13 protein-coding genes and 1 tRNA gene are annotated in these 13258 nt (G+C 62.8%); 7 read left to right on the top strand and 7 right to left on the bottom strand.

Annotated features, from left to right (window positions below; all coding sequences use genetic code 11):
* From hisD to ACR3EL_RS13690, 7 genes are read left to right on the top strand one after another with little or no spacing between them, the layout of a single operon-like run.
* Entirely contained in the window at window positions 1-1308 is a 1308-nt protein-coding gene (gene hisD / locus ACR3EL_RS13720; protein ID WP_170339633.1) for a histidinol dehydrogenase, read from the top strand.
* Window positions 1301-2062 carry an SDR family NAD(P)-dependent oxidoreductase gene (locus tag ACR3EL_RS13715; RefSeq protein WP_170339635.1) on the top strand — a complete coding sequence of 254 codons (762 nt, stop codon included), beginning with the start codon at window positions 1301-1303 and terminating at the stop codon, window positions 2060-2062. Before hisD ends, ACR3EL_RS13715 begins: the two co-directional genes overlap by 8 nt.
* The gene (locus ACR3EL_RS13710) at window positions 2059-3039 is read left to right on the top strand and encodes a zinc-dependent alcohol dehydrogenase (RefSeq protein ID WP_170339637.1); all 981 of its coding nucleotides are present in this window, start codon (window positions 2059-2061) and stop codon (window positions 3037-3039) included. The genes ACR3EL_RS13715 and ACR3EL_RS13710 overlap by 4 nt, the downstream gene beginning before the upstream one ends.
* A gap of 22 nt (window positions 3040-3061) precedes the next feature.
* Window positions 3062-3472 carry a universal stress protein gene (locus ACR3EL_RS13705; protein WP_093964495.1) on the top strand — a complete coding sequence of 137 codons (411 nt, stop codon included), beginning with the start codon at window positions 3062-3064 and terminating at the stop codon, window positions 3470-3472.
* A gap of 49 nt (window positions 3473-3521) precedes the next feature.
* On the top strand, window positions 3522-4028 hold the full coding sequence (gene comD, locus ACR3EL_RS13700) for a sulfopyruvate decarboxylase subunit alpha (RefSeq protein ID WP_170339639.1): 507 nt from the start codon (window positions 3522-3524) through the stop codon (window positions 4026-4028).
* The gene (gene comE / locus ACR3EL_RS13695; protein ID WP_170339641.1) at window positions 4025-4579 is read left to right on the top strand and encodes a sulfopyruvate decarboxylase subunit beta; all 555 of its coding nucleotides are present in this window, start codon (window positions 4025-4027) and stop codon (window positions 4577-4579) included. The genes comD and comE overlap by 4 nt, the downstream gene beginning before the upstream one ends.
* Window positions 4579-5691, top strand: coding sequence for an alpha-hydroxy acid oxidase (locus tag ACR3EL_RS13690; RefSeq protein ID WP_170339643.1), 1113 nt, complete (start codon window positions 4579-4581; stop codon window positions 5689-5691). Before comE ends, ACR3EL_RS13690 begins: the two co-directional genes overlap by 1 nt.
* On the opposite strand, the gene ACR3EL_RS13685 is transcribed toward ACR3EL_RS13690, so the two are convergent.
* From ACR3EL_RS13685 to ACR3EL_RS13655, 7 genes are all read right to left on the bottom strand, one after another.
* Complete coding sequence (locus ACR3EL_RS13685; protein ID WP_170339644.1) at window positions 5688-6917, bottom strand: dipeptidase; 1230 nt, start codon at window positions 6915-6917, stop codon at window positions 5688-5690. The two genes, ACR3EL_RS13690 and ACR3EL_RS13685, sit on opposite strands and share 4 nt — an antisense overlap.
* Before the next feature lie 64 nt (window positions 6918-6981).
* Entirely contained in the window at window positions 6982-8163 is a 1182-nt protein-coding gene (locus ACR3EL_RS13680) for a carbohydrate porin (RefSeq protein ID WP_170339645.1), read from the bottom strand.
* Window positions 8160-8963, bottom strand: coding sequence for a DUF3299 domain-containing protein (locus ACR3EL_RS13675; protein ID WP_170339648.1), 804 nt, complete (start codon window positions 8961-8963; stop codon window positions 8160-8162). Before ACR3EL_RS13675 ends, ACR3EL_RS13680 begins: the two co-directional genes overlap by 4 nt.
* Window positions 8964-8970: 7 nt before the next feature.
* Window positions 8971-10350 carry an amidohydrolase family protein gene (locus ACR3EL_RS13670; RefSeq protein WP_480721966.1) on the bottom strand — a complete coding sequence of 460 codons (1380 nt, stop codon included), beginning with the start codon at window positions 10348-10350 and terminating at the stop codon, window positions 8971-8973.
* A 235-nt stretch (window positions 10351-10585) separates the two neighbouring features.
* Window positions 10586-10662, bottom strand: a tRNA-Met gene (locus ACR3EL_RS13665).
* Between the two features lie 71 nt (window positions 10663-10733).
* Window positions 10734-11708 carry an alpha/beta fold hydrolase gene (locus tag ACR3EL_RS13660; protein ID WP_170367777.1) on the bottom strand — a complete coding sequence of 325 codons (975 nt, stop codon included), beginning with the start codon at window positions 11706-11708 and terminating at the stop codon, window positions 10734-10736.
* On the bottom strand, window positions 11705-13186 hold the full coding sequence (locus ACR3EL_RS13655; protein WP_480721963.1) for a flavin-containing monooxygenase: 1482 nt from the start codon (window positions 13184-13186) through the stop codon (window positions 11705-11707). The genes ACR3EL_RS13660 and ACR3EL_RS13655 overlap by 4 nt, the downstream gene beginning before the upstream one ends.
* Between the last annotated feature and the right edge of the window lie 72 nt (window positions 13187-13258).

Below are 13258 nucleotides of genomic sequence, written 5' to 3'. Positions count from 1 at the left end.
ATGTCGCGTGAATACCTCAAGAAGGCCACCCTGACCGCACAATCCCACGCGTCCGAGGTGCATGACACGGTCAAGACCATTCTGGCCGACATCGAGGCCGGCGGCGACGCCAAGGCGATGGAATACGCGGCCAAGTTCGACAAGTTCGAGGGCAACGTACTGATGACCCCCGCGGAAATCGACGCCGCCTGCGCCCGGGTGCCGGAAAAGCTCAAGGCCGACATCCGCTTTGCCCAAGACAACGTGCGCCGCTTTGCCGAGGCGCAGAAGGCCACCGTGTCGGATGTGCAGCTGGAAATCGTGCCGGGCTTCATCGCGGGGCAGAAGGCCATCCCGGTCGATGCGGCGGGCTGCTATGTGCCCGGCGGGCGGTATAGCCACATCGCCAGCGCCATCATGACCGTGACCACCGCCAAAGTGGCGGGGTGCCGTCACATCACCGCCTGTTCGCCGCCCCGCCCGGGCGAGGGCGTGGCCCCGGCGATCGTCTACGCCGCCCATATCAGCGGCGCTGACAGCATCCTGGCCATGGGGGGCGTGCAAGGCGTGGCCGCCATGACCTATGGCTTGTTCGGGCTGCCGCGCGCCAACATCCTTGTGGGGCCGGGCAACCAGTTCGTGGCCGAGGCCAAGCGCATTCTTTACGGTAAGGTCGGCATCGACATGATCGCGGGTCCGACCGACAGCCTGATTTTGGCGGATTCCACGGCCGACCCCTTCGTCGTGGCCACCGACCTGGTCAGCCAGGCGGAGCATGGCTACAACTCGCCCGTCTGGCTGGTGACCGATGACCGCGATCTGGCGACCCGGGTGATGGAGCTGGTTCCGACCCTGATCGCCGATCTGCCCGAGCTGAACCGCGAGAACGCCGCCGCCGCCTGGCGCGACTATGCCGAGGTGATCCTGTGCGCGGACCGCGAAGAGATGGCCGCGTGTTCCGACGACTACGCCCCCGAGCATCTGACCGTGCAGGCCGCGGATCTGGATTGGTGGCTGGATCGGCTGACTTGCTATGGCTCTTTGTTCCTGGGCGAAGAAACGACCGTGTCCTATGGCGACAAGGCCACCGGTACGAACCACGTCCTGCCCACCTCGGGCGCGGCCAGCTATACCGGCGGGCTGAGCGTGCACAAATACATGAAAATCGTCACCTGGCAGCGGGCCACGCGCGAGGGTTCGAAACCCATCGCCGAGGCGACCGCGCGGATTTCGCGGCTGGAAGGGATGGAGGGCCACGCCCGCGCCGCCGACGTGCGTCTGGCCAAGTATTTCCCGGACGAAAACTTTGACCTGACCGCAGATGAATGACCCCCGCGACCTGTTCGATCTGACCGGCCGGGTGGCCTGCGTCACGGGCGCCAGTTCGGGGCTAGGCCGGCGCGTTGCGCAGGTGCTGGCGGCTGCAGGCGCGAAGGTGGTAGGCGTTGCCCGACGGGCCGAGGCACTGGCCGAGTTACAGGCCGAGATCGGTTCAAGCGCTGCGGTGGTCGCGGGTGACGTGGCCGACCGAAGTGGCTTGCCATCGCTGCTCGAACAAATCTCGGCCCCGTTCGGCGCACCGGATATCGTGGTTCATGCCGCTGGGGTGAATACGCGACAGGCCGCCGATGACGTCACGCCCGAAGGCTGGGACGCGACGCTGGGCCTGAACCTCGGTGCGCCGTTCTTCCTCAGCCAGGCCATGGTTCCCGCGATGAAGGCGCGTGGTTGGGGCCGGATCGTGAATTTCGCCTCGCTGCAGACGACGCGGGCCTTTCCCGGCGGGATCGCCTATGGGGCCAGCAAGGGCGGGATCGCACAGCTTACCCGCGCCATGGCCGAGGCCTGGTCGCCGCACGGGATTACCGCCAACGCCATCGGGCCGGGATTCTTTCCGACCGAGCTGACGCAGGCGGTGTTCGATGACCCCGCCCGCGCGGCCCGCAACGCGGCGCAGACCTGCATCGGTCGCAATGGCCGCATGGACGATATCGATGGGCCGATCCTTTTCCTGTGCTCGCAGGCATCCGACTATGTCACGGGGCAGATCCTGATGGTTGACGGGGGGTTCATGGCGAAATGAAAGCTCTGGTTTATGAAGGCGTCGAACACCTGGTCTACCGCGACGTACCGGACGCCGCGCCGCAACCGGGCGAGCACCTGATCCGGGTCGAGGCCGCTGGGATCTGCGGGTCCGACATGCATGCCTACTTGGGCCATGATGCGCGCCGCCCGGCGCCCTTGATCCTGGGGCACGAGGCGGCGGGCACGGTGATCGGCGGCCCCAAAGACGGAACGCGGGTCACGATCAATCCGCTTGTAAATTGCGGGCAGTGTCCGGCCTGCCAAGCGGGACGGGAAAACCTGTGCCCCGACCGTCAGATCATCTCGATGCCCCCGCGCGAAGGCGCCTTTGCTCAATATGTTTCGATGCCCTGGGACAATCTGGTCGAGGTGCCGGACCATGTACCCTTCGCCAAAGCCGCCTTGGCCGAGCCGCTGGCCGTCAGCTGGCACGCCGCACGCCTCGCGCTCGAGGCGCTGCACCCGGCGATGGAGCGTCGTGCGCTGGTGATCGGGGGTGGGGCGATTGGCCTTGCGGCGGCGCTGGCGCTGCGGGCGATGGATGTCGTGGATGTGACCGTGGTCGAACCCAACGACCTGCGGCGGACGTTCCTGCAAAGGCTGAATTGCGCCAAGGTCGTAGCTGAAGCGCAGGGCGACTTCCCGATCGTGGTCGATGCCGTGGGCTTTGCCGCCACCCGTGCGGTGGCCTCGGAACGGGCCCAACCCGGCGGGGTGATCGCGCATGTGGGCCTGGGCGAGGACGCCGGCGGGCTGGACGTACGGCGCATGACCCTGCAAGAGATCACCTTCATCGGAACCTACACTTATACCGCGCAGGATTTCCGTCAGACCGCCCAAGCCATCTTTGACGGCGCGCTGGGGCCTCTGGACTGGATCGAAGAACGCGATCTGGCCGATGGCGCCCGGGCCTTTGCCCAGCTACGCTCGGGCGAGGTCGCGGTTCCGAAAATCGTGCTGTCCCCGTGGGCCTGACCGCCCGGAACTGGAGGTAACCATGTATAAGAAAATTCTTGTCCCCATGGCGCTTGACCACGGCATTTCACCGCAAACGCTCGAGATCGCCCGTGCCTTGGGCGGCGGATCCGCCGAGATCGTGGCTCTGCATGTCTATGAGATGCCTCAGGGATCGGTCAGCGTCTATCTGGACAAGGATGCCGTGGCCGATGGCTTTGCCCGGGCCCGCGAAGTCCTGATGGAAAAGCTGAAAGGCCTGCCGGATGTAAAGCCCGAACTGGTCAAGGGCCACACCGCGCGCACGATCATCGACTATGCCAACGACCACGGGTTCGATTGCGTCGTCATTGGCTCGCACCGTCCCGGACTGACTGATTATTTCCTTGGCTCCACCGCGTCGCGCGTGGTGCGGCATGCAAAATGTGCCGTCCACGTCCACCGCAGGGCCTGACCCGTCCATCGCGCCCTCGGCGCCCCAACCCAGGAACAGAAGTTTCGACATGAACATAGACAAGAAGATCACCGAAGATCTGGTGGCCAACGACATCTCGTTCGTCACCACGGTGCCATGCAAGCAATTGGCCGGCGTCATCGCCGAGATCGACGCCCACGACTCCATCTACCACATCCCCTCGAACAAAGAGGACGAAGGCATGGGCCTGTGCGCCGGGGCCTGGATGGGCGGCAAGCGCCCCGCGATCATCATGCAGAACACCGCGATCGGGGTCACGATCAACACGCTGGCGACGCTGATTCAGTATTACCGAATGCCGCTGCCGATGCTGATCTCGTACCGGGGCGAACTGCGCGAGCCCATCGCCTGCCAGGTCGAGATGGCCGTTCACACCAAGGCCCTGCTGGCGCAGATGCACATTCCGACCTACCATTTCCATCATCAGGAAGACGTGGCCGAACTGGACGCGATCCTGAAATACACCTTCATGTGCAACAAGCCCGTCGCGATCCTGACCGACGCCAATTTCTGGGGAGGCTATGGCGACCAATGATCCGTTCTGAAATCCTGAAGGAAATCGCCCCGATCCTGCGCGACCAACTGGTGGTGTGCAACATCGGCATCCCCAGCCAGGAACTGCATGCCATCGACGATCAGCCCACCAATTTCTATATGCTGGGCACGATGGGGCTGGCCTCGAGCATCGGTTTGGGGCTGGCGCTGGCCCAGCCGAAACCGGTGATCGTGATCGACGGCGACGGCTCGATCCTGACCAACCTGGGGACGCTGCCGACCATCGCCAACAACGTGGCCGACAACTATATCCTGCTGATCATCGACAACGGCTCCTACGGCTCGACCGGCGATCAGCCGACCTATGCGGGGCAGAAGACCTCGCTGGCCAAGATGGCCGAGGCGGCGGGATGCGAGCGCGTGATCGAATGCCGGGCCGAAGAGACCGGCCGCGTGCTGCAAGAGGCGCTGGACGCCCGCCAGATGACCATCATCGTCAGCAAATGTGAAAGCGGAAACGCCAAGATGCCGCCGATCACGATGGACCCGGTCGTCATCCGCGACCGCTTCATGAAGGCCGTTCAGGCCTGATGGGCGCAAGCGCCATCCACAGCGCCGAAGACGCCCGCCGGCTGGCCCGGCGGCGTCTGCCATGGATGGTGTTTGACTATATCGACGGGGCCGCCGGGTCCGAGGCCGGGGCCCGGCGCTCCCGCGCGGCGCTGGACGCGATGACCCTGCGGCCCCGGATCCTGCGCGATGTCAGTAGCCGGTCACTGGCAACCCGCGTGTTCGGGCAACCGGCCGACAGGCCCTTCGGCATCGCGCCCATGGGCATGTGCAACCTGTCCGCACCGGGCGCCGACCTGATGCTGGCGCGGCTGGCGGCGCAATACGGGGTGCCGCTGGGCGTTTCCACGGTGGCCTCGACACCGATGGAGGCGCTGATCGAAGAGGCCCGGGGCCATGCCTGGTTTCAGCTGTATTTCAGCGGCGATGGCAGCGGCACGTTCAAGCTGGTCGATCGGGCAAAGGCCGCGGGCTACAAGACCCTGATCCTGACGGTTGACGTGCCCGAAGTTGGCCGCCGCCCGCGCGAACTGCGCCGCGGCTTCCGCATGCCGTTCCGGATCGGGCCGCGGCAGTTTCTGGATTTCGCGCTGCATCCGCGCTGGTCGATCTCGACCTTGCTGAAGGGCAAACCGCAGATGGCGAATTTCCTGATGGAGGGGTTCGAGTTCGACCGCACCGAAAGCCGTGCAAAGGCCGATTGGGACACGCTGGCAAGGTTGCGCGACCGGTGGCCGGGCAAGCTGGTGGTCAAGGGCGTGCTGGACGTCGAAGACGCGGTTGCGCTGAAGGCGGCCGGTGTCGACGCTATCCAGGTCTCTAGCCACGGCGCCCGCCAGTTGGAAAGCGCACCCGCACCGATCTCGGTCTTGCCGCAGATCCGCGCAGCGGTCGGCGACGACTATCCGCTGTTCTACGACAGCGGCCTGCGGTCCGGAGAAGATGCGCTCAAGGCTCTGATGGCCGGCGCCGATTTCCTGTTCTTCGGGCGGATCCTGCAGTTCGCCATCGCGGCGGGCGGCGAGGCCGGTTTGCACAGGTTGTGGGCGGTGCTGTCCGAGGAGATGGACATCGCCATGGCCCAGATCGGTGTCAGCACCTTGTCAGAGATTCAACGACCGGACGGAGACTAGCGCGAGTGGAACAGGTTCTGGAACTCCTGCCTCATCCGCAGGCGTTCTGGGTATTCCTGCAAAAACCGTTCGGGCGGCTTGCCCTCCCAGACCTGGGCGTAGACGCGCATTTTGTTGCCACCGTAGATTTTGGCGAGGTCCTCGTTTGAATAGCCCCGCGCCCATAGATCGTCGGTTATCGCGGCAAGGATCTTGGCCAATTCACCATTCCCGGTTGCGCCTTTGTTGAACGCATCAATCATGTAGCCGCCGTCGTCATACATGCTGGCATTCGCGGTCGCGAACTGAACGACAAGCTCGGTTGAAAACATGTCGTCCGTCGCGATCCCGACATGGTCGACGCCGACAAGTTGGACATAATAGTCGATCATATCGGCGGCTTGTTTGGGTGAGATATCTTCGGGCCATACCCCGTCCATCATCCATTCTGTGAATGTGGGCGATATGTATCCTCCGGACTTGGCTGCCCGCAGTGCCTCGTCGTCCGGGATGGCTCGGTAACAGCCCTTGGTCGTGGCGTTGGGCTCATTCGCGTAGAGCCCCGCCGGAACCGAGTGGGTGTAGACATAGGGCACGCCGGGATAGTTCTCATCCATGTAGTCCATCGCGTCGTTGGCCGTTTTCGACCCGGTGTGGCTAAGGTCCAGCAGGATGCCAAAGCGCACCATCTCATCGATCACGGATTTGCCCCATGGGGTCAGACCGATGTCCCGTCCGTTGTAAGCTGCCAACTGCCCTGATCCGGTTCGGAAAATGTCGTTGTAGGCCAGGATCATGCTTTTGATGCCCATGTCCTTGAGCAGGGCCATCTTCTTGAGGTCGCCATCCAGAACCGTTGCCGTTTGGCTGTTCCAGATCACAGCCGTCTTGCCCTGAGCATGCGCGGCCTCGATATCGCGTGTTTCATTCACGATCAGATAACTCTCGGGCTGCTGCGCCATGGCGGCGCGGAAGTGATAGTGCTGTTCAAGCAACGTGTCGAACGACATGTCAGCGGCGGCCAATGTCATTTCATGGCCGGTGATGCCGTTGTCCCGGGCGCGTTGGAAGTAGGTGTGCAGTTGTTCGTCTTCGGTCCAGCCGGTTCCGTAGGGGCTGGCCAGCATGCCCAATACGATCGTGTCCTGCACGAACTGCCTGGCTTCCTCCGATGCGTCCCAGGTCTTGCTTTCTTCGCTGGCGTGAAGGGGTGCGGCGATTGTCAGGACAGTTGCGGCTGCAGTCATCAGTGGCTTTATCGAGTGTCCTTCCATGGGTTGCATTACCTCAAGTGGGCAGACCCGGCCAGCGTCAGAACACGAGCCTTGTCCGAAGGCCGAACAGGGCCACATTGTCCTGGCCGGGGTTCAGCAGTGGGTTCGAGATGAACTGCACCGACGGCGTGATCTGCAAGCCGGGCGAAATCGAAAAACGGTAGAAAGCTTCGAGGGTGAACTGATCGCCGTCGATGCCACGGGCTTCGGCCCAGTTCAGCCCCAGCCCAGCCAGATCGGTGTTCCGGCCGTAGTACCCGATGCCGGCTGACAGGGACCGATCATACAGCGCCGCCGTTCCCTTTGCCGCGCCGGCGCGCAGGAACGGCATCCATTGGTTGCCCACGAACCACGCGGCGGAGAAGGCCGCGCCATAGTCTTCGGCCCGGCTGCCGTCATCGGCTGCATCCGCGTGCCAAAGTGTCAGATGGATGTTGTCGAAATAGATCCGATCAAAGCCCGACGTGTACCCCAGTTCGAGCGATTTGAAGAGGTTGCCGTCGCTGAAAACGTCGAAGTTCGGATCGGACGGATCGGCGTTTGCGTCAGCGACACTGGCCACAGCATAGAAATTGCTGCCCAGCCGCACGCCCCCGGCAAGACCCAGCCCGGGGTTGGGGGCGTTTATCGTCGGATTGGTGTTGAACGACAGGTTCTGGAAACCGCTATAGGGACTGACAAGGCCATAGATGTCGACGAAGTCGGTCACGTCGATCTGACCGAATTGCAGCGTCCACGACCCGTCCGCGGCCCGCTGCGACCAGAACAGGTTGGTCAGCAGCAAACCCGTGTCGTTGAAGGCGGTTCCTGTGATCGAAAGCGCGCCTCCGTCCAGGCCCAGAAACTGCGGAGCGACATCGGTATAGCTGTGCCGGTGTTCGACCTTGAAGGTCAACGAACCCTGTTCGGTTGCCTGCCAGCTGCCATAGAAACGGGCAATTCCGCTGGCGGCTTCGCCGGTGCCCAGGTCGGCATCCGTCGTTTGCCCAAGGGCGAGATAGTCAATGTTGAAACGGAACCCGTCTTCGGCCAGACGATCCTTCCAGGCAAACCATCCAGGCGCGATATTGCGCGGAAAATCCGACCGGAATTGCGGATCGGTCAAGCCGTCTCCGGGCTCAAGCTCGGCATTCACCGACGAGGGACCTGACAATCCCTGAGCGACCGCACCCGAAGCCCAGACAAGGGCCGCCAGCACCAGCGCAATCCGCCGGATCATTCCGAGGCCGCCTGACCACCGGTTTTGCGCCGCCCCGCGGCCCGAAGAATGTCTGTCGCGTCCTCGCTCCACTCCAGCCCGTCGGTGCGGTTCTGGAGCGTCTCGACCTTGTCTGCCTCCAATTGGAACGTGGCGCGCATCGGCATCAGCCCGTCGACCACGACCATCTGGTGATCGGTCGGCGAAATCGTCAGACGCCCCGTCAGGCGGACGGGTTCGTGGACATAGCTGGGAACCCAGTCGGCATCCAGCATCACACGGATCATCTGGTTCGGCGGCGGTGGCGGCATATGGCTGCACATGCCCCGCTCGGGCACCAGATAGACAACGGATCGCCCGTCCGCGTCCGCAGGAGCCGGAATGGCGAAACCGGACAGCGTGACCTCTTGCCCGTCATACAAGGGGTTGCCAAGCGTGGCTGCTTTTTCCCTGCGTTCGGTCACGACCTGGCGTTGACCCAGCAGCCAGTCCACGTCGACACCGCCCGCGGCTAGCGCATCCTCGGTCTCGTGCAGAAGCTCCTGCCACTTCTGGCGGTCCTCGTCCGTGCCGACATCCTGCTGCAGCCGGCCACGCAGCCGAACGACGAACAGGACGTCGTCGAACTGTTCGGGGCTGAGATCGCGATAGGGGTCTTCGAAGGTCTGAACGGTCGGGTCGGGCAGATCGTCCCAACCAACCGAGAGGCCAGCCCAGGACGGCGCGCCCGCACCCAAGCTGAGCGTCGCCGCAATCAGCAGAGTTCGGACGGAGTTCAGAAAAGCGGGCTTGTCATGGCGGTCCCGTCCGCGAATCCTCATCATGGCCCTAGTTGAGCGTATTTTTGTAGATCACGCCATCCTTCATGATCAGGCGGATGGTCTCGGGGCTGTCAGGCCGCGGGTCCGCACCGAACCACTGGTCACCTGTACCCACGACCGAGAAATCTTCGAGCGGGTTGCCGTCGATCAGCAGAATGTCTGCATAAGCGCCTTCCTCAATCACTCCAAGCTTACCGGCGGTGTAGGGATTGGTGAAATCGCCGGACAACTGGGCGATCTCGCCTCCGATCGAGGTCAGTGTGACCATTGATTGATAGGGACCGAAGAATTCGTTGTTCAGGTGTTTTTCATACGCGATCTGGATGTTGCAGGCTTCGACTGTGCCTACGCAATCGGTCTGGAACCCGCGCTTGACCGGGCATTCCTTCATGTTCGGGATGTAGTTCTCGAAGGTCGCCGAAGCCGAGATTGCCTTGGCAAGGCTCGATGGTTGGTTCTTGACCGCCGGTATATCTAGAAGGCCCGGATCGAACGCTGTTAGATTGGTCGTGATATACGCGCCCATTTCGTTCATCTTTGCAGCGATTTCGCAGTCGAACGAAAATCCGTGTTCGATGGACATCACTCCCGCGTCGAGCGCACCCAGAATTGCTTCCTTCCGATAGGAATGAGCCATGACATAGCTGCCATATTCATTCGCGACCTGCACGGCGGCTTTGATCTCTTCTGGCGATCCGGCCAGCAACTGCCAAGGGTCGAAGGCCGAAACGACACCGCCCGATTGCATGAATTTGAGCTGGGTCGCGCCCATCCGGAAGTTGTTGCGTCCGAATTTGTAAACGTCGTCAACGCCGCTGATTTCCTGTGCCATGTTCAGGCGGCTGAAATTGGTGTCCGTCCCCGGAGGTGCAGTGAAGTTGCCAAAGTCGGCGTGGCCTCCACGAGTGCTTAGAAAAGCGCCCGACGGATAATAGCGTGGCCCTGGAATCTGACCCGAGTCGATAGCCCGGCGAAGTCCACCGTTGGCCCCGCCTGCATCCCTGACCGTTGTGAAACCCTGCATCAGATACATTTCGGCCATCCTTGTGGCATGGATTCCGAAATCCTCCCATGTCGAATTGGCTTCCATGGCGCTGAGACTTGGCCCCATCAACATGAGATGCGCGTGGTTCTCGATGAACCCAGGTGTCAGTGTGCGCCCCTCGCCGTCGATCACCGTGGCGTCTGGGGCGTCGATCGCTTCGGTCGAAACCGTTTTGATCAGATTCCCTTCGACCAGAACACTGGCGTTTTCGATGCGTTGTTCGCTTGTGCCGTCGAAGACATGCACGTTGGTGAACAGTGTTTGAGCTGGCTTTTCATCCTGGGCCGCCGCCGGCCAAGCGAAACTGAGGGCACAGACCACTCCAAGGTATAGACGTTGCATCACTGTTCCTCCCGCTTGTGCCTGTTTGGCTATCATTATCCTAAATTTGAATATGATAGGGCCGGCCATCCAAAGTCAAACCTGCGGCGTCGATAATTGGAGGAGGGGGAAACAGCCCGTTTGGGCAAACCGCTAAATGCAGACGGGTGGCATGAGGGCATAGGCGGCAGTCGATATCAACGGCGACTGGCTCAGAGGACGCTGCCCAAGGCCAAACTCGAGGATTTCAGGGAAGTGGTAGCGGAGGAGGGACTTGAACCCCCGACACGCGGATTATGATTCCGCTGCTCTAACCAACTGAGCTACTCCGCCACGGTGAGAGGCGATTTAAGGGAGGGGCCGGAGAGGGTCAAGAGGGAAATGCTACGAAAATGCGGGATTCTTCATCCGGCCGTGTTGGCGGGTTTCGACGGCGATTGCGAAGCGCTGGCCATGCGGCGGACGAACTCTGCGCAGGCCTCGGGCGCCGTCAGGGGGATCATGTGGCCGCGGTTCTCGAGCTCTTCAAAGCTCAGCCCGTAGTCCACCATAGGTGCGCCTTGCTGGCTGGGTGACAGGATCGGATCCTCGGCCCCGTACAGGATGCCACCCCCAACCTGCAGTTCGTGGTAACGCTGGGACTGGGCGTCGATGCTGGCATCCACGCCCGCCAGATCCTGCGATCCGGTGATATAGGCTGACGGGCGCAGCCCCAAGGCGCCACCGGCGCGGTCCAGGAAATCACTCGGGGCCGGTTCCGGGGCAAACGCCTCATCGATCACATGCGGAGCCGTGGTTTTTGCCAGGGGAACAGCGATTGTGTTGGCGATCAGGCTGCGCAGCCATTCGGTTCGGATCTCCAGCGCCTTGAAGATGGCGGGTGTGCTGGGTACCCGATGCGTCAGCGGAGCCAGCAGGGCCAGTGCCCGAACCCGTTCAGGATTGTCCAGCGCCATGGCGAGCGACACCGCGCCCCCGAGCGAGTGTCCGACCAGAATGGCCTGCGATACGCCCTTGGCTTCGAGGAATTCGTGGATCATCCGCGCCTGTTCCGGCGGGGTAGCCAGTCGCGCGTGGTCGCGGGTCGAATAACCGCACCCAGGCCGGTCAACCGCGATGACGTGAAAGTCGTCGGCCAGAAGGTCGGTCATGGCATAGGTGAAGTGCTGCAACTGGCCGGTCAATCCGTGGATCATCACCACCGTCGGCTTCTCTGGATCGCCCTGTTCGACATAATGGATCGTACCGCCGTTCACCGGCAGGATCTGCCCGGGCTGAGGCACGGATTGGACTCCCATCCGCGTCAGGCGCCGGGTCCACAGATGCATCAGGATCAACGCGACGCCGATGATCAGCGCAATGGTCAGCAGGGTGGTCATGTCGGAGGTCTTTTGGTCTGGGCGGGATCAACGGGATGGTAATGCTCGAGCCCGGCCTTCGCCAGACGTTTGCGGAATTCCGAAACTGTGCCGGGCCACAGCGTCGTATTGCGCCCCTGTGCGTCCTGATACCACGAAGTGCATCCGCCGGCCTGCCACACACTGTCGGCATGACGCTCCTGCATTTCGCGGGTGAAGTCGGCCTGCCGGTCAGCGTTTGGAGCAATCGCGGGCAGACCCGCGCGCCGCATCGCCTCCAGCACCCGTCCAATATGGGCAACTTGCGCTTCGATCATCAGAACGACCGAATTGTGACCCAACCCGGTATGCGGACCCAGCAGGAAGAAAAAGTTGGGAAACCCGGCAATGGCGGTGCCCAGATTGGCCTGCATGCCGTCGGCCCAGGCGTCTTGCAGGCTCAGCCCGTCCGCGCCGCGGATGTCCAGCCTTTGGACCGCGTCCGTCACATGGAAACCGGTGCCCCAGATCAGAATGTCGGCCGACGTCCGACTGCCGTCGGTCGCGATGATCTCGGATCCTTCGATCCGCTCGACCCCATGCGGGATCACGCTGACATTGTCGCGGGCCAGTGCCGGGTACCAGTCGTTCGAGCTGAGGACGCGCTTGCAGCCGATCCGGTAGTCCGGTGTCAGAATGCGGCGCATCTCGGGGTCGGATATGGCCTCCTCCAGCCCTTTGCGCCACATCTTCATGGCAAAGTCGACCGCGCGTTTTTCGCCGCGAAACACGCGGTGGCGGAATTCGAACAGCCAATAGATGCACTGCCTGCGGATGCGCGGCAGCAGCGGAATGCGGCGATAGAGGTGCCGGACCCAGGGCGCAATCGGCCCGTCGGGACGCGGCAGAACGTAAGGCGCGCTGCGTTGGAAGATGGTGACATGGGCGGCGGTTTTGGCGATTGCCGGCACGAACTGAACGGCGGACGCGCCGGTGCCGACAACTGCTATGCGTTTGCCCTGCAGCGGCACCGTGTGGTCCCATTGGGCCGAGTGGAATGCCGGACTCTGAAAGCCCGCTGCTCCCGGGATCTCGGGAATGCTGGGGATGTGCAGGGCGCCGATGGCCGACACCAGGAACCGTGCCGTCCACTGCGCGCCGCCGGTCGTCTCGACCTGCCAATGCGTGCCGTCCCAGCGGGCCGACTTCAGTTCGGTGTGGAAATGGCACAGTTCGTACAGCCCTTCGTCACGCGCAACGCGGCGCATGTAGTCCCAGATTTCGGCCCCGCCTGCATAGGCTCGGGTCCAGTCCGGGTTCGGATGGGTGGCCATCGAATACAGGTGCGAGGGCACATCGCAGGCCACGCCGGGATAGGTGTTCTCTCGCCATGTGCCGCCGATGTCGTCGGCTTTTTCAAGGATCGCGATGTTGTGGATGCCGCGTTTGCGGGCTTCGATCGCCATGATCAGCCCCGAGAACCCGGCCCCTACAATCAGCATGTCGATGTCGTGGGTCATGCCTGCACCTCCTCCCAAAGGTACAAGGTCAGGATAGGGTCAAACCGCGTTTCAGGAAAACCTGCCGTGGGG

The sequence above is a fragment of the Ruegeria sp. BJ3 genome, assembly GCF_056535665.1.
The sequence above is the reverse complement of the archived record's forward strand: the minus strand, read 5'-3'. Positions and strand labels throughout refer to the sequence as shown.